General features: G+C 33.3%; 16 protein-coding genes. 2 read left to right on the top strand and 14 right to left on the bottom strand.

Annotated elements, in window-relative coordinates; translation table 11 throughout:
* Positions 1–54: 54 nt before the first annotated feature.
* The 12 genes from DG435_RS18550 to mutY form a co-directional block, all read right to left on the bottom strand.
* The gene (locus DG435_RS18550) at positions 55–2,922 is read right to left on the bottom strand and encodes a TonB-dependent receptor (RefSeq protein WP_199852620.1); all 2,868 of its coding nucleotides are present in this window, start codon (positions 2,920–2,922) and stop codon (positions 55–57) included.
* 171 nt (positions 2,923–3,093) lie between these two features.
* Positions 3,094–4,686: a tetratricopeptide repeat protein gene (locus tag DG435_RS18545; protein WP_106790954.1), complete on the bottom strand. Its 1,593-nt coding sequence runs from the start codon at positions 4,684–4,686 to the stop codon at positions 3,094–3,096.
* Between the two features lie 132 nt (positions 4,687–4,818).
* Positions 4,819–5,154, bottom strand: coding sequence for a hypothetical protein (locus tag DG435_RS18540; RefSeq protein WP_106790955.1), 336 nt, complete (start codon positions 5,152–5,154; stop codon positions 4,819–4,821).
* Between the two features lie 128 nt (positions 5,155–5,282).
* The gene (locus DG435_RS18535; protein ID WP_106790956.1) at positions 5,283–5,885 is read right to left on the bottom strand and encodes a hypothetical protein; all 603 of its coding nucleotides are present in this window, start codon (positions 5,883–5,885) and stop codon (positions 5,283–5,285) included.
* Between the two features lie 193 nt (positions 5,886–6,078).
* A complete protein-coding gene (gene rpmA, locus DG435_RS18530) occupies positions 6,079–6,339 on the bottom strand; it encodes a 50S ribosomal protein L27 (protein WP_024768273.1) in 261 nt (86 codons plus the stop codon).
* A 50-nt stretch (positions 6,340–6,389) separates the two neighbouring features.
* The gene (rplU, locus tag DG435_RS18525) at positions 6,390–6,953 is read right to left on the bottom strand and encodes a 50S ribosomal protein L21 (protein ID WP_106790957.1); all 564 of its coding nucleotides are present in this window, start codon (positions 6,951–6,953) and stop codon (positions 6,390–6,392) included.
* 100 nt (positions 6,954–7,053) lie between these two features.
* Positions 7,054–7,527, bottom strand: coding sequence for a DUF4199 domain-containing protein (locus DG435_RS18520; RefSeq protein WP_106790958.1), 474 nt, complete (start codon positions 7,525–7,527; stop codon positions 7,054–7,056).
* Positions 7,528–7,626: 99 nt separating this feature from the next.
* Positions 7,627–8,502, bottom strand: coding sequence for a DMT family transporter (locus tag DG435_RS18515; RefSeq protein ID WP_106790959.1), 876 nt, complete (start codon positions 8,500–8,502; stop codon positions 7,627–7,629).
* Positions 8,503–8,649: 147 nt separating this feature from the next.
* The gene (gldD, locus tag DG435_RS18510; protein WP_106790960.1) at positions 8,650–9,216 is read right to left on the bottom strand and encodes a gliding motility lipoprotein GldD; all 567 of its coding nucleotides are present in this window, start codon (positions 9,214–9,216) and stop codon (positions 8,650–8,652) included.
* Positions 9,203–10,534 carry a gliding motility-associated protein GldE gene (locus tag DG435_RS18505; protein ID WP_234387031.1) on the bottom strand — a complete coding sequence of 444 codons (1,332 nt, stop codon included), beginning with the start codon at positions 10,532–10,534 and terminating at the stop codon, positions 9,203–9,205. The genes gldD and DG435_RS18505 overlap by 14 nt, the downstream gene beginning before the upstream one ends.
* 24 nt (positions 10,535–10,558) lie before the next feature.
* Positions 10,559–11,020: a single-stranded DNA-binding protein gene (locus tag DG435_RS18500; protein ID WP_024768279.1), complete on the bottom strand. Its 462-nt coding sequence runs from the start codon at positions 11,018–11,020 to the stop codon at positions 10,559–10,561.
* A 192-nt stretch (positions 11,021–11,212) separates the two neighbouring features.
* Positions 11,213–12,271 (bottom strand): A/G-specific adenine glycosylase, encoded by a 1,059-nt coding sequence (gene mutY / locus DG435_RS18495; protein ID WP_106790962.1) that lies wholly within the window; start codon positions 12,269–12,271, stop codon positions 11,213–11,215.
* Between the two features lie 130 nt (positions 12,272–12,401).
* On the opposite strand from mutY, the gene DG435_RS18490 reads away from it, so the two are divergent.
* Both DG435_RS18490 and DG435_RS18485 read left to right on the top strand, forming a co-directional pair.
* Positions 12,402–12,692, top strand: a complete 291-nt coding sequence (locus tag DG435_RS18490; protein WP_024768281.1) for an HU family DNA-binding protein — start codon at positions 12,402–12,404, stop codon at positions 12,690–12,692.
* A gap of 285 nt (positions 12,693–12,977) precedes the next feature.
* Positions 12,978–14,516: a ribonuclease E/G gene (locus DG435_RS18485; RefSeq protein ID WP_106790963.1), complete on the top strand. Its 1,539-nt coding sequence runs from the start codon at positions 12,978–12,980 to the stop codon at positions 14,514–14,516.
* Between the two features lie 411 nt (positions 14,517–14,927).
* Here the strand turns inward: DG435_RS18485 and DG435_RS18480 are convergent, their stop codons facing one another.
* Positions 14,928–16,607: a helix-turn-helix domain-containing protein gene (locus DG435_RS18480; RefSeq protein ID WP_106790964.1), complete on the bottom strand. Its 1,680-nt coding sequence runs from the start codon at positions 16,605–16,607 to the stop codon at positions 14,928–14,930.
* A gap of 153 nt (positions 16,608–16,760) precedes the next feature.
* Positions 16,761–16,970 (bottom strand): hypothetical protein, encoded by a 210-nt coding sequence (locus DG435_RS18475; protein WP_106790965.1) that lies wholly within the window; start codon positions 16,968–16,970, stop codon positions 16,761–16,763.
* Between the last annotated feature and the right edge of the window lie 94 nt (positions 16,971–17,064).

The following is a 17,064-nucleotide window of genomic DNA, read 5'->3' as shown; positions in this document are numbered from 1 at the left end:
AAATCTTACTGAAATATTATGGATATAAATTAATTAGAAAAAAAGTTTGTGATTTTATTTTTTAAACAAATCATACTTTAAACCAAAAGTAAGTCTTCGCTCATAATACTCTGCTTGCATCGTTCGTTGTGAAACTCCTTGATAAAAACGCAAAGGCTGATTCGTGATATTGTTTACATCTACATATACTCTAAGGTTATTTGTAATCGCATAACTTGCATTAAAATCAAGGAAAAACTGTTTGTCATAATAACGATCTTCAAAAGTATCCCCTCCAATCTCATCAATATAAGCATCAGAGAAATTGGCAGATAACCTCATACTAAATCTATTGTCATTATACCCCAATGACCCATTAAACATATTAGGTGCTGTATTTGGAAGACCTAAATCAGAACGCTCTTCACCATCTTCATTACGAATTCCATCTGCACTAGAAGTAAGGTATGTATAATTAAGGTAGATACTTAGATTCTTTGCAAACCCAGGTAAAAAATCCATTTTACGCTGAAAAGCAATTTCTGCCCCAAAAATAGAAGCATTATCACCATTAAGTGGTTGAAAAATATCAAATCCCGAGGTTCCTGCTCCATAAGTATCATCAGTGGTTTCTCCTCTAAAAGTATATATGAAGTTATCAATTTTTTTGTAAAATAATCCTCCAGATACGATACCAACAGATTTAAAATAGTGCTCTGTCAACAAGTCAAAATTCATAGAAGTGGTAGGGTCAAGGTCAGAATTCCCTACAAAAATTTCTTCATCACCCAATACAACATCCAAAGCAGGCACCAAATCTACATAATTAGGCCGTGCCAGTGTATTGGTCCAGGCAAATCTAAAAATTGTTTGAGGAGACAGATCATATTTAAAGTGAACACCTGGCAACACATTGGTGTACGATTTTTCTTCTGTAATTTTACCTATCACGTTCTCTTCATCTTCAATTTGATTTCCGGTAGCATTAATCATCGTATGTTCTACCCTAATACCAGCCAGAACACCAAATTTACCAGATAGCTTCTGGTTCGTCATTGCGTACCCCGCCAACACATCTTCTTCTACATCAAAATTTGCTCTCAAAAACTCATCAGGCACAGATTCTCCATTCTCTAGACTTAATCCTCCCAACCAGTTTTCATCAGCATATAAACCTGCTTGATATTGATCTCCGGCCGAGAAATCTGGATCGGTATAATTTCGCACAGGTACATCTGCAAGTGTTGGAAAATTATCTTCTAAATCAAATTCAGAAAAATTGTTATCTCTCAATTTTTTTTTCAAACGGCTTCTTACCCCAAATTTCAGAGTTCCATTTCCTTTTCCAAAGAAATCAGAAGGGAGTTCTACATTGGCAAAAAAGTTTATGTCTTCTTCTTCTGTATATTGGTTTTCTTCAGTGATTTCTCCATATTCAAAACCAGAAAAATTATTGACATCAGCACCATTTACAGGAGTAAAAACTGGAAATTCGGGATCAGAATTATCATTGTTTACAATATATTCAGACTCATACTTAGCATATCTTTCATTAAGTCTTTCTTCTGATGCTTTTGCAAAAGAAGCCATCCAATCTACCTTAACATTACCAAATAAATGATCCCCTCCTAAGCTGTAATTTTGCATTCGTTGATCTTCTAACCTTCTATTTTTATTTCGGCTATTATCAATCCCACCTTTGGTTTGGCGCTTTACTTCTACCGGAAAACGAGTAAGATTTCTATTCACAACTGTGAAATCATCAATTCCGATATCCTCACCATCCAAAATTTCATGCTCCAAACGAAATCTATTTTCTCTATCATCTCTCCAATTATACATCGTTTTTAAGTACATGCTATGGTTATCATCAAAGTGATAATCAAAATTGGCAGAAAAACTCCTTCTTATGCGCTGTACCAAATAGGTACGTATTTGAAATTCTTTAGTATAAGGATTTACAGAAACCTCTTCGAGAATTGGTTCTCCATCTGCATCATCAACCCCAGTATAATATTCGAATTCATTGGTCCATTCTGCTTCTATATTATCAGAGCCAAAATCATTATCGGTAATAGAGGCCGATAGCATCCAGCCAAATTTTTTGTTTCTAGATCGATCTCCAATAAGAAATGATCCATTAAGTATTCTTTTGTCTGTAATAAAACTGATCCCTGAACCTAAAGTAGCAGAAAGTCTAAACCCTTGCGGAGCAGTTCTGGTGATTAGGTTTACCGATCCTCCTAACGCGTCGGCTTCCATATCGGGTGTTACTGCTTTATTAACTTCTATGGTCTGTATCATATCTGAAGGAATCAGATCCATTTGAATGTTTCGATTATCCCCTTCTGCCGAAGGGATTCTACTACCATTAAGCGTTACAGAATTTAACTGTGGAGAAAGACCTCTAACAATTATATTACGAGCTTCTCCCTGATCAACTTGCATCGTTATACCAGGAATACGCTTTACTGCATCGCCTATGTTTGCATCAGGAAACTTTCCTATCTGATCGGTAGACACTACATTGGTAATGTTAATGTTATTCTTTTGAGTATTTAATGCCTTTGCTTGCCCGCTAATTGCTCTTCCTATAATTTGGACATCTTCTAGCTGAACACTCTCTGGTTTTAACACAACAGAAGCAGACACTGTCTTAGATGCATGTACACTAACTTCTTGTTCAATATCTGAAAATCCTAAATACTCTATTTTCAAAGTGTAAGTTCCTTCGGGAACATCTACAAGTGTAAATATCCCATTTTGATCAGAAACTGTCGCTTTTTTTATTGAACTTATCAATATTGAGGCTCCGGGTATGTATATCCCGTACTCATCTGTAATAGTTCCTTTTATAGAACCACTTTGTGCTGATAATGTATTAAAACTTATAATCATTATTAGCGTTACAAAAGTCAATTTTAAAAATCCGGATGGTATCATTTTTATAAATTTAAAAGTCGAGACAAAGCTATATGCACAAAAGGATATAAGGATAAAACATAAAGCAACAAAGGGTAAACATTTGGCTGTATTAAGAGAAACAACAAGGCAACAATTAAGATTTATTTACATTGCAATAACATTTACAAAAAAGACAGGTTTATAACCTTTTTACAAGGCTATCATAAAATTAACAAGCTCTTCTTTTTGATCTATCGGAAGTTTTTTTCTTAGACGATATCTGGCAACTCTCACACTATCGGGTGTAACTCTTAAAATTGATGCAATTTCTTTTGATGATAAATTAAGACGCAGCAACATACCAAGACGTAACTCTGCGGGAGATAAATTTTCTTCAGATAATGAGGATAATTTTTTGATGAAATTTGGATGAATCTCTCTAAAAAAGTTATTGAATTCGCCCCACTCTCGTTCCTGTTTCAGGTCGAAATTAATTTCTTTTACTATTTTTTTGATATTAGTATTTACATCAATGTTCTTTCGATTTGCAATATTGGTAAGCTTAAGAGACAAATCAGACAATATTTTATTTTTTTGCGATAAATGCAAACTGTATCTAGACAAAGCAGATGTTTTTACATGTACTTCGTCTTGTAAATTCTTTTCTTCGAATGCCTTTTTTTCTAATTCTGCTTTCAACATTCGCTGTTTATATTCTTGTATTTTTGAATTTTCTTTTCTTTTTCTTCTGAAATATAAAAACGATATGATCGCAATAAGCAGTGTTGCTACAAGGCTAACAAGTAGAAGATCCTGATTCGCCTGGCTTATTTCTTTTTGTTGTAAAAGTAAATTGATTTGTACTTCTTTTTGTTTCGTTTCATAAACAGCTTGAAGCGTATTTAATTGATTTATATTTTGAGAAGAAATTAATGATTCATTAATTCGTTCAGATTCTAAAAGATGATCAAACGCTTTTTTATGATCTCTCATAAACCCATATGTCTTTGACAAATCTTTATGAGCACTTTTTAGCTGATACATATCTTGAGCCTCTACTGCCAAATTATAAGCTTTAAGAGTATACTCAAGAGCGTCGGGATAATTACCCGTTTTTCGATTAATATCTCCCAAATTATTCAGAACATTTATTCGTTCACTTCCATTAACATTTTCAAAATATTCAGCTGATTTTTTAAAATAAGTATACGCCAGATCATACTGCTCAAGGTCTTCATAAATACTTCCTATATTTTCATTTACAACCGCTACGCCTTTCTTATCATTTAGTTTTTCAAACAATTCAAGGCTTTCTTTTTGATACTTAAGTGCTTCTAAATATTCTCCTTCTTTTTCATAACAAGAACCTAATAATTCTTTTGCTATAGCTTCTCCTTTTACATAACCATACTTAGAAGACATCGATCTGCTTTGATCAAAATAAACCTTTGCTTTGCTTCTATTTTTTAAGGATAGATATATTTTACCGATTTCATTTTTCAGAAGAATGGCCAAAGTATCATTCTCTTTGATCAATGCAAGTGCGCTATTATAGTGTTCTATAGCTTCATTATACACTCTTGCTTTATGATAAAACTTACCAAGTTGGAGATGTTTTTTGGCAATGATATGCGGTATTTTATTTTGTTGAGAAATTTCTAATTCTCTTCTCAAAGATAGAAATGCAGAATCTACTTGTTTCTTTTCTTCTTCTTGAACCTGATTGATTTGTGTAAATGAACTAAAAGAAATAGTTATCACTAACCAATATAAAATGAAGATAGGTTCCTGTATACGTTTCATAAAACTTTGTGTGAAAAAAATAATTCCCCTAGATTTTGCAAAATCTTACAAATCTATGATGCACACAATTTTTTACTGTTACGTATTTATTATTTTTATGTTATGCTCTTTTTTTAAGAAAAGAATATTGGGTCACTTCTTTTTTCTAAAGATATAGCTCATCCATACTGGATCATTCTCTTCAGAAACAATAGATTGTCGATCTACAAACTCCCAATTAGCGGCATTCATATAATTCAACAAATCCGAGGTTCTCTCTATGTCCTCTAGTTGCTTAATGGTTATTTGTTTACCTACCAAAGATGCCTGTTCTTCAACCTTAATTCTTTTTATCTTACCTCTATTGTTTGCTTTTTGAATTACAATAACCTCGAGGTAATCATATTTAGGAATATCTTGCGAAGTAGCAGTAAAGGCAATGCATAAAAAGAAGATAAAAGATACTGTTTTGGTTAGTATAGTATTCATAGTTTTTCTATGTATTTAGTACACTTTGCATTTTAAATAGTAAATAAAAACACAAAGTGTACTTATTTTTTTATTTCTCATATCCATTCAACATCATTGTTTTTTGATTTCGAATGTATATTTAGGGATTACTTTGCCTTTTTAAGGATATATTTAGCCATTTCCTTAGCTAGTTTAGCATAACTCTCGGCTATTCTGTATCCAGAGTTATAATCGGCTCCATAAAAATTACTTCCTGGCACCTTAAAGTATTTTGTAGAGAATATTATTTTATCAGGATTACCAGTTTCATATATAATAATTGTTGCATTTACTTTAGATGGTTGTTTCATAACACCTACATTATAACCTGGATAAATCCATGTTGTCTTAACTTTCATAGTATGGGTAGCGCCATCTAGGTTTTTTTCAACTTTAACAGCCCCTCCATCAAAACGTTTATTGAAAGACTCTATATATTTTGGCTCATATAAATTTTCGCGATCAGCGAACCAGGATTTTTTAAATCTTTCACCTTTACCAGCTTCTTTAGCTTCTCGCTTATCCATTTTATTTTTCAGGAATTCTTCTTCAGTATCAAACTTGTCAACTTTAAGATTTTCGTAATCGAAAACTAAATTATACGCTGTGATACCTTTCAGATTTTTAATACTTCCTTCTTGATCTTTTCTTTTTTGACTAAAAGCAAGGGTAACAGTCATTAGCAATGTTAATAATAATAACTTTTTCATGATTAGGTTTTTAAATTTGATGATAAATATATTTCTTTTTTTTAAGAATAGGGAAAAAGTCTTTAACCACTCGGTTCTGAAAGGTCAAAACAGAAATTCTTTAAACACAAAGTACGCATAGAGAGCTTATAACAAACAAAAAACCCTTTTCTATATAAGAAAAGGGTTTTTTATATTACAAAGGAAAGATCCTTTATGCTTCAAATGGAACTATAGAAACATAGGATTTATTGTCTTTCTTTTTAGTAAATTTCACTAAACCATCTACTTTAGCATGTAGGGTGTGATCTTTACCAGCGTATACATTTTCGCCTGGTTTGTGAGCTGTACCTCTTTGTCTTACAATGATGTTACCAGCCACGGCAGCTTGTCCACCAAATATCTTCACACCTAAGCGTTTCGATTCTGATTCTCTACCGTTTTTCGAACTACCAACTCCTTTTTTATGAGCCATTTTCTTTCGGTTTTATATTGTTAATACTTACAGGGGTTACCTGCCGTTTTTTATTTTCCTTGTAAAGCTTCAATTAATTCTGCTTTCTTCATAGAAGAAATACCAGAGATTCCCTGAGCTTTAGCCATATCTTTTAATTCAGCTACTGTCTTAGTGCTTAAATCTTCTTTACCAGCTTTTGGCTTTGCTGCTTCTTTTTTAGGAGCGGCTGCTTTAGTTTCAGCTTTTGGAGCAGAAGCTTTTACTTCTTTCTCTGCCTTAGCTTTTGGTTCAGCTTTTTTAGCTGCTGTTTTCTTAGCTCCAGAAGTTACTATACTTTCGATAATAATTTCTGTAAGAGATTGACGGTGACCATTTTTAACACGGTATCCTTTACGTCTCTTTTTCTTGAAAACAATAACTTTATCACCTTTAAGGTGTCTTGTGATTTTTGCTCCTACTTGAGCTCCATCTATAGCTGGGGCGCCTAAAGTAACTTTATCTCCATCTGCTGCAAGAAGAACTTTATCAAAAGAGACTTTGTCTCCTTCTTCTCCTGCTAAACGATGTACAAATACTTTTTGGTCTTTTGCAACTTTAAATTGCTGCCCTGCTATCTCTACAATTGCGTACATAGCGTAACGTTTAATTAATTATTTTTATAAATAAAGAACTGCACCTATTTTTAAATAGGCGGGTGCAAATATACTGCTAATTAATTAAATGACAAATATTTTATGCCTCTACGGGCTTTGAATTGTGGTTTTTTTTTGGATTCCAACTTTCTTTAAATAATTGCATAAAAGATAACGTAAGCACAAAAGTAGTGGCAAACCCCATAACTGCTGCAACAAACACAACTATTCCTACTCCCACATGATAATGCGAACTCCAATTCGCCAGCATTTCTGGTAAGAAATCAGTATTGATATTAGTTACATAGATCGCAAAGAAAACGATAAAAACAATTGTAGCATTAAACCCAGTAAAAAGTCCCGCCATAAATCCTTTTTGATATTCAAAATTACTTCCTTTTTCCTGCTTGTAGTTTTTCATGGCTTTGTACAAACCAAGAGCAACTATAACACCATTTCCTAAACTAAAAACAGGTTCTGTTTGCACACCGATCAAAGAAAGGATTAAAAAATACGCAATAAGTCCAATAGCAATAAGGAGTCCATATATAACAGGAATAGTTGATTTTTTCATGGTTTCGCTCTTTAGGATTCTCTCTTAAAAGTAAGAAATTTAAGAGTTTTTTAACCTTAAAAGCTTGTTAATTTATTGTTTAACAGCAACATAAGATAACTACCTATTCCTATTAGCCAAATATACTCCCAGGATAATAACTCCAGAAGCAAGCACTTGATAAAATGTAAATTTCTCATTATCCAATATCCCCCACAGCATGGCTACAATAGGAATCGTATAGGTTACCGAAGTCGCAAATACCGGAGTACTGATCTGCACCAGTTTATTAAACAATACTTTGGCAACACCTGTACCTACTACCGCTAGTATAGAAACATACCCTAAGCTCATATGTACTTTTGGACTAGTTACTACTTCTGTTTTAAAAAAACCTGAAAAACATAAGACGATTAAAGCCGGGATCACTAATACAACAAAATTTCCGTTAGCAATTGCCATAGGTGAGATATGCTGCATATATCTTTTTATGATATTTACATTTACCGCATAACATACCGAAGCACAAAGCACTAATAACGCATACCAATAGTTTTGATTGGGATTAACCGAAGCGCCTTCTAATATCAGAGCAACACAACCAATTAACCCTACAATCACACCAAAAAATTGGTTTTTATTAAATCGCATAGAAAAAATCAACACCCCCAGGATCAAAGTAACCAATGGCGTGGTAGAATTAAGGATTGACGCTATACCACTATCAATTTCTGTCTCGGCAAAGGCGAATAAAAACGCAGGAATGAATGTTCCTGCAAATGCAGATATGATTATCCATTTCCAATCTGATGCTGCTATTTTTCGCATACTCCTAAACCCGATCAAGAATAAAAATGTTGCCGCAAATAGCGTTCTTAATGCACCCAATTGCAACGGTGTAAGTCCGATCAATGATTTTTTGATAAGAATAAATGAGCTACCCCAAACCAGAGAAAGTACTGCCAGATATATCCATTTTAATTTTGTGTTTTGCATTTTTGCGAAGTAAGTTGCAAAAGTGATAAAATTATAAGTACACAGAATACCTTTTGGAAGAAAATTAACTATAAAATGGTTTAGTTTTTTTTCAATTTGTCACAAAACGATTCTTTTCACTTCTATTAATAAACGTATTTGAAGTTTTTACTCTTTCCAGCGAAGAGTTTCCATAAAATACCTCATATCATTACGCAAATAATTTGCAGCAGGAAGTATAGAATCGTAATTAGGTTTCACCTTAAAATACATAGAACCTACTATAAAATGCTTAATACTATCGGTTGCATAAAACTGAGATGGAGAAGCAGCATCGCCAGAAACCTCATAAAACATACCATATACTTTATTTTCTTCATTTGCATAGGGCGTTTGCACGATGCCATCTGCTTTGATCACATGTTCCTGAGTAAGGTTTTGAGCATCCCTAAGTAATGAATCCAGGTTATTGTTAATTTCATAATAAGAAATATACATTGTAGCTCTTAGCTTCTTATACTCAAGATTATACCAACAATTTTTATTCCTTCTGGCTCTACGAAGTTCTGAAAATTCATTCTTTTCAAAAGAATAAGGGCAAGGCAATGCCAGCTCTTTATACTCGGGAGCAGGATAACTTAATCGTAGCATTCCTTCTGGCTTAGGCAATACTTCGCCTCCACAAGAAAATAGCATACATACGCTGGTCACTATAAAAAATCTAACTATTTTCATTTTCGTTAATGGTCAATTTCACTTGTTTTATTCGCTTGTTATCCAACGATTCTATTTTAAACGCATACTGATTTACCACGATAATTTCTCCACGTTTCGGAAAACTCCCAGAAATCTCCAATAACAATCCTGCTATGGTTTCTGCATCTCCTTTTTTTTCTTCAAAAACACCATTGTTTTCGAGTTTCAGTACTTTATAAAAATCTTTTAAAGCTGTTCTTCCTTCAAAAACATAGTTTCGATCATCCAATTTTGAGAATATTAAATCTTCATCATCAAACTCATCACTAATATCTCCTACAATCTCTTCTATAATATCCTCGAGAGAAATCAAACCACTGGTTCCCCCATACTCATCCACAACAATAGCCAGATGATTTTTTTTATCTTTAAAATCATTAAGTAAATCATCTAGTTTTTTATTCTCTGGCACAAAATACGGCGATCTTAATAAAGACGTCCAATCAAAAGAAGGTGTATTAATATAAGGTAACAGGTCTTTTACATATAGAACCCCAATTACATTATCAATACTATCCTCATATACCGGGATCCTGGAGTATCCTTTTTCGATAACCACAGGAAGAATTTCCTGATATGCAGTTGCACTATTTAATGCAAAAATATCCATACGAGGATGCATTACCTGCTTAGCATCTGTGTTTCCAAAAGACACAATACCTTCTAATATTTTCTTCTCTTCGTCTGTAGTATCTTTATCTGAGGTTAATTCTAATGCCTGTGATAATTGATCTACGCTTAAATTAGATTTCTGTTTTCCTAATCGATTATGAATCCCAACAGTGATGCTACGCATTGGCATACTAACCGGCGAAATGGCCCAATCCAGAATTGCCAGAGGTCTTGCCATAAATTTGGCAAATTTCACTTTATTTCTACTAGCATATAGTTTGGGTAAAATTTCACCGAACAATAAAATCAGAAATGCAGCAACTCCTACTTCGACTACAAATCGTACATTAATCCAACCTAACCAAACATAATCAAGATTGCTAAAATATATTTTACCCAAAGTATCAAAAAGCAACACTATCGCTATATTGATAAAATTATTGGCTACTAATATAGTAGCCAATAACTTCTTGGGATTATCTAATAGTTTGGATACAATCCTAAGATTCTTAGACGCATTCTCTTCATCTTTAAGATCAGTAGGAGTTAAAGAAAACAGAGCCACTTCACTACCCGATATTAATGCAGAAAAAATGAGCAGCACCACCAGTACAACCACATTAATGGTTTGCATAAAATCAAAAACAAATAGTGAAATAAATAACGGTTCAGGATCAGGGTCCAAATTATCTTTGTTTAGTTAGACATATCAGAACGGAAGATCATCGTCTTCTGTCGCTGGTGAATTAGATGAAACTTCCTGCGAATTACTAGCAGCAGGTGTATTCGTTTGAGGTGTATTCTGAGGTTTATGCTCAGAAGGTTGGTTCTCATTCTTAGGCGTAAGAAAAGTAAAATCTGTACACTGTATTTCTGTACTATACCTATCTTTTCCTTGCTCATCTTGCCATTTTCTGGTTTTAAGACGACCTTCAATATATACCTTATCTCCCTTATTAAGGTATTTCTCGCAAATTTCTGCAGCTTTATTTCTGACTACGACATTGTGCCACTCTGTAGTATTTACACGCTCTCCTGTGCTTTTATTTACATACGAATCATTAGTAGCAAGAGGAAATCTACCTATGCAACTACCTCCTTCAAAATAATGCATCTTTACCTCATCACCCGTATGCCCTATAAGCATTACTTTATTTAATGTTCCAGACATTTTAGTTTATGATTTGTTGTTTTGGTTTATCATTGCAAAGAAATGACAAACTGTACTAAATAACGCTATCCTAATACTTCTTATTTTTCAAAGTAGCTTTAAATAACTTTGTTTATAGTAAATGTAATAAAAAAATTAATACATAAATGATATCCCGATGGTCTTAACTTAGGTTTTAGATCTTTCCTAATATCAATTTTGCTGAAAAAATACATCTATAAAATTACCTAACAGAATAGGAACGGGATACGCATGTATTTCTTCATAATCAACGATCTTTTGGTCCTGATTTACTTTTGAAGGAATATCTGATTTGATGATATAGAATCGAGTATATAAATGTTGATGAGATAATTTGTGTACTATGGGTTCTTCCTGGTGTGGTATAATTTCGTACTCTTTATCTTTTATCATTTCTCTAAAAACAGTATGAGACGATATCGTATTTGTATCTATCGCGTCACTTTCTATTAAAGGAAATTCATATAACCCTTTCCATATGCCATTACCTACTCTTTGTTGGATGATCGTTTTCTTATCTTCTGTAAAAAACACCAAATAATTAAAGTAGCGTTTCTTGATTTTAAGTTTTTTGATTTTAACTGGTAGTACTTCTACTTTTCCATTTTTTAATGCTTCACAACTATCTTGTAGTGGACATACAATACAATACGGGCTTTTGGGTTTGCATTGTAGTGCTCCAAACTCCATAATTGCCTGGTTATACTCTGCAGGTTCCTCATGATCCATTAAGGTTATTGCCAGCTCTTTAAATTCTTTTATTCCTTTTGTACTATTAATAGGTGTATCGATTCCAAAATACCGTGACAATACCCGATACACATTTCCGTCTACAACAGGAACTGCTTCCTTATAACATATAGAAGCAATTGCACTCGCTGTATAATCTCCAACTCCTTTTAATTGTAACAGACCTTTATATGTAGTAGGAAAAATACCATTTAAATCATTTGCAACGTATTTTGCAGTGGTATGCAGGTTTCTGGCTCTGGAATAATATCCCAATCCCTGCCATAATTTTAACACTTCTTCTTCACTTGCATTTGCAAGATCAAATACTGTTGGAAAAGTCTCTGTAAACGACACATAATAAGGTAATCCTTGCGCCACTCTGGTCTGTTGAAGTATAATTTCACTAAGCCAAATATGATATGGATTTTTAGTTTCTCGCCATGGCATCGATCTTTTATTTTGTAAGTACCACGTAATGAGTTTTTTAGAAATTATCATAGTAAAATTATAAGTTTTGTAAAATTAAACGTTTAAAGATGAAAATATCATCTTAAGTATTGATATTTTGGATTTTAAATTCTTATATTTGCCCCCTTGAAAATTTAAAAACCCCTAAATAGGTAATATAATGACTAAAGCAGATATTGTAGCAAAAATTTCAGAAAAATTAGGAATAGAAAAAGGTGATGTTCAGGCAACGGTTGAAACCTTTATGGAAGAGGTAAAAAGCTCACTAGAGAGTGGAGATAATGTATACCTTAGAGGATTTGGTAGCTTTATTATCAAAACCAGAGCAGAGAAAACAGGCCGTAATATTTCTAAGAATACTACTATCAAAATTCCTGCACACAATATACCTGCGTTTAAACCTGCAAAAGTATTTGTAGAAGGTGTAAAAACTAACGTAGAAGTAAAATAAATAATTATAAATATAAAAAGCATACACTATGCCAAGTGGTAAAAAACGAAAAAGACACAAGGTAGCTACGCACAAGCGTAAAAAAAGAAGAAGAGCCAACCGCCATAAGAAAAAGTAGTTTCTAACTACTTTTTTCATTTAAAAAGTTAAGTTCTTTGAAATCGAAATAAGACATACTACCCCACTACCGGTATCTTTGTTTTATTTCAACGGAATTGTAAAAAATTCCTGTGAAAAAATTGTTTAATCCATCTCGATAATTATCGGGATAAAAATCTAATCAGAGTGAACAACGAATTGATCATTAGGTCAGGTTCCTCTACGGATTTTGCCTTATTAAAGGATGGAAAACTAATTGAATTACATAAGGAAGAAGACGACAGCGATTTTGCGGTAGGTGATATTTTTATTGCCAAAATCCGTAAATCTGTCCCAGGTCTAAACGCCGCATTTGTTAATGTAGGCTATGAAAAAGATGCATTTTTGCATTATCATGACCTTGGTCCTCAAGTATCTTCTTTACTTAAATTCATAAAACGTGTAAGCACAGGTAAATTAAAAAATTATTCTCTTAAGGATTTTCCTTTTGAGAACGATATTGATAAACACGGTACTATTACCAATGTGTTAAAATCAAATCAATCACTATTAGTACAGATAGTAAAGGAACCGATATCTACCAAAGGCCCTCGAATTAGCTCAGAGCTTTCGATTGCTGGTCGATATATTGTTTTAGTTCCTTTTTCGAATCGAATTTCTATTTCTCAAAAAATAGAATCCTCAGAAGAAAAAGAACGTTTAAAAAGGCTTGTAAAAAGTATTAAGCCAAAAGGTTTTGGAATTATTGTACGTACAGTAGCAGAAGGCAAAAAAGTAGCAGAACTAGACAAAGATTTAGAAAATCTAATGGGACGATGGCAAAGCATGTGTAAAAAAATGCACAAAGCCCATCACCCTTCAAAAGTACTAGGTGAAATGAATAGAGCATCTTCTATATTAAGAGATGTATTTAATGACACTTTTACTTCTATTGTTGTGGATGATGAAGATCTCTGCAACCGAATCAAAGAGTATCTGCAAGAAATTGCTCCAAAAAAGGAATCAATTGTAAAACTTCATAATCCTAAAATACCTGTTTTCGAAAAATATGGTATTGAACGGCAAATCAAAACAAGTTTTGGCAAGACGGTATCTATGAGTAAGGGCGCTTATTTGGTTATAGAGCATACAGAAGCGATGCATGTAATCGATGTAAATAGCGGTAACCGATCTAATAAAGCCAAAAACCAAGAAGATACTGCACTAGAAGTAAATCTGATTAGTGCAGCTGAAGTAGCCCGCCAACTGCGTCTTAGAGATATGGGAGGTATTATTGTAGTCGATTTTATCGATATGAATAATGCAGATAACCGTAGAACCCTCTTCAACCAATTGCGAGAAGAGATGAAAGACGATAGGGCAAAGCATAAAATTTTACCGCCAAGTAAATTTGGCTTGATTCAAATCACGCGACAGCGTGTTCGACCAGAAATGAATATCAAAACCCGTGAGGATGATCCAAACGGAATAAATGGCGAAGTTGAGGCGCCTATAGTATTGGTAGAAAAAATGAAAGTCGAATTAGAAAAATTAATTAAAAAAGATCATAAAAAGATAACGCTAAGTGCGCATCCTTTTATCGCAGCTTTTTTAACAAAAGGATTTCCATCCACCCGATCAAAATGGTATTTTAACCATAAACGATGGGTAAAGATTGTACCTAGAGACGCTTACACGTATTTAGAATATCATTTTCACGATAAAAATGGTGAATTGATAAAATAAAATTAAACCCGGCCTGATAACAGTGCCGGGTTTTTTGTTTTTAATGGTTATGTAGTTATCATAACAATTTGTCATTCCAGCGTTGGCTGCAATCTATAATAACATGTTTTTCGATACACCACACCCAAAAGCGCGGCACTCGAAGTGACGGCATGTATCTAACATAAAAATGCAATTCTACATCAAAATTATTACTCCAATGTGGATTCCGGATCAAGTCCGGAATGACAAGGATAGTGGATTCTGGCGTAAGCCAGAATAACAAACGAGTAGTCAATATGCTCAACATGATAACCACTCAGCGACGTGTCATTCCAGCGTAGGCTGGAATCCATAATAACATACTTCTCGATACACCACGCCCAAAAACGCGGCACTCGAAGTGACGAGCGTGTACTCAAACCCAAAACACTACTCCTCCAGCTTTTTTATGAAATACGAGGGGTATATCCCCGTTTTTTTATAGAACGTTTTAGAAAACGCCTCTGCAGTATTAAAACCGACCTCTTGTGCGATGGCTTTAATCGTATATTTCCTGAATTTTGAATCTGACTGCAGTTTCTCTACTACAAAATCGATACGCAGGTCGTTGATGTATTGGCTTAATGTCTTTTGCTTATAGGTATTAACCACCAACGACAAATAGCTGGAGTTAGACCCAAAGCTTTTGGCCAAATCTTTAGAGTTGATATTAGGAGCAAGGTACTTCTGGTTTTTCTCAAACTGCTTAAAATGCGCCAGCAATTGCTCCAAGGTATCGGGACTTATAGTAGTGATCCCAGTATTATCTTTGGGCGGTGGTATTGGTGTAGTTTCTTGTGGTGTATTGGTGTCAAGTAGTTGTAAAAATCGTTTTTTATAACGACGCTGGTTATAGTAATAATACCCCACTCCGCCCAGGCTTAGCACCAACAAAGAAGATATAATCAAAATTTGAGTAGCACTGCTACTCTTTTCTGCTTCTAGTGACGCGATAATCTCTTCTTTATCCCGAAGTAGATTAGGAGTATCATAATCTTTGGTAATTTTTTTATTTAAGCTTTTATATCTTTTATCTAGAATACTGTCAACACTAAGCAGTTCATTGATATAATGCAATTGCCTATCTTTATTATCTTTTGATTTATAATAATCAATCAACATAGTATAGCTCTCTCGCATTTCTTTACAAGCAAAATTTGAACGTTTGTATGATTGATTTATTTTTAGTAAAAAATCCAAACATTTTTCTTTATTATCAAATTTTTTATACAGTTTAGCCAAATGTAAATATGCGATAACTAATATTTCTTCATCTCTTGGTTTAGCATCTTCAAAAAAAATCAATGCTTTATTGATACTATCTAATGAAGCTTGATACTGTTGTTTATAGAATAAGTTGATACCTTCATTCAAAACAAAATAGTCATAAATATCTATGCTATCTTTAAGGGATTCTTTTATACCTATTTTATTATAAAAAGTGGCAGAATCTTTATACTCTAATTTTCTATACGAATCGGCTAAATATAATATAGTTGCTAAATGCCCTATACCACTTATATTATTTTTATCTTCATAATTGATAACCTCTTTAAACATTACTGCAGCCTCTTCAAATTCTCCAATTCTCTTTTTTAAACTAGCAATATTATGTTTGGTCAAATAATAAAAATTCATATTATTTGCTTTTTTAGAATATTTTAGAGCCGCAATGTAACAATCAAGGGATTTGTCAAAATCTCCTACTACTCTATATTCTCCGCCCTTAATAGAATAAGGTACGGCAGGATACAACCTGTCATTTAAGTCTTTGCTTGCTGCAATAGAGCTATCTAGATATGCAATTCTTTCAGGAAATTTATTCCTATATGTGAATACAACAGACCTATATCCTCTGGCAAGAGCTAATGGAGTGTTTTTTTGTTTTGCTTTAGCAAGTAATGTATATGCATAAATCTCACGTTTAATAGTATCTTGATAATGCTTATACATTAACTTTTCTAGTTCATCAATAGTTTTATCCTGTAACGAATCCGGGATTTGAAATTTTTGACCATACCCAAAAAATGAGAATAAGAAGATAAACAGGGTAAGATAGATGGTTCGCATAGTCAGTTTTGGTTCGCCTATCAAAAGTATTGAAATAAATGGTACAACTTCTAAAAAAATAATTGTCCTGGCTTATCTAAGCCAGGACAATTATTTATTACTACTTCTTGATTAATACAAACAGTAATAATGGATTACAATTGTAACCAATGTTTATCTATATGCAAGATCTACAATCTCTGTTTGATTACCACATTGAGGAGGGTATATACTTCGACAATCGTCCAATATGGAACCTTCACATCCATTAGCTGCAGCACTTGGCATCTCTCCCGAATTGATCTGCGATAGTTTAGTATTTGTTAATAGGGTAATGTTTAGTTTTTTTAATCCCAGCTTCTTTGTTTGATGTTGATTTTTCATGAGTTTTTATGTTTTGAGTTCAAAACAAATGTAGGGGATAACCTTAAAAAAATAAGGCAAAAAAAGGAAGTACTAGTCTGTATTCTAAGAAATC

This window comes from Aquimarina sp. Aq78, from assembly GCF_900299525.1.
In the GTDB taxonomy this organism is placed as follows: Bacteria; Bacteroidota; Bacteroidia; order Flavobacteriales; family Flavobacteriaceae; genus Aquimarina.
Note: the sequence above shows the minus strand (reverse complement) of the source record. Positions and strands in the feature narration are given on the sequence as shown.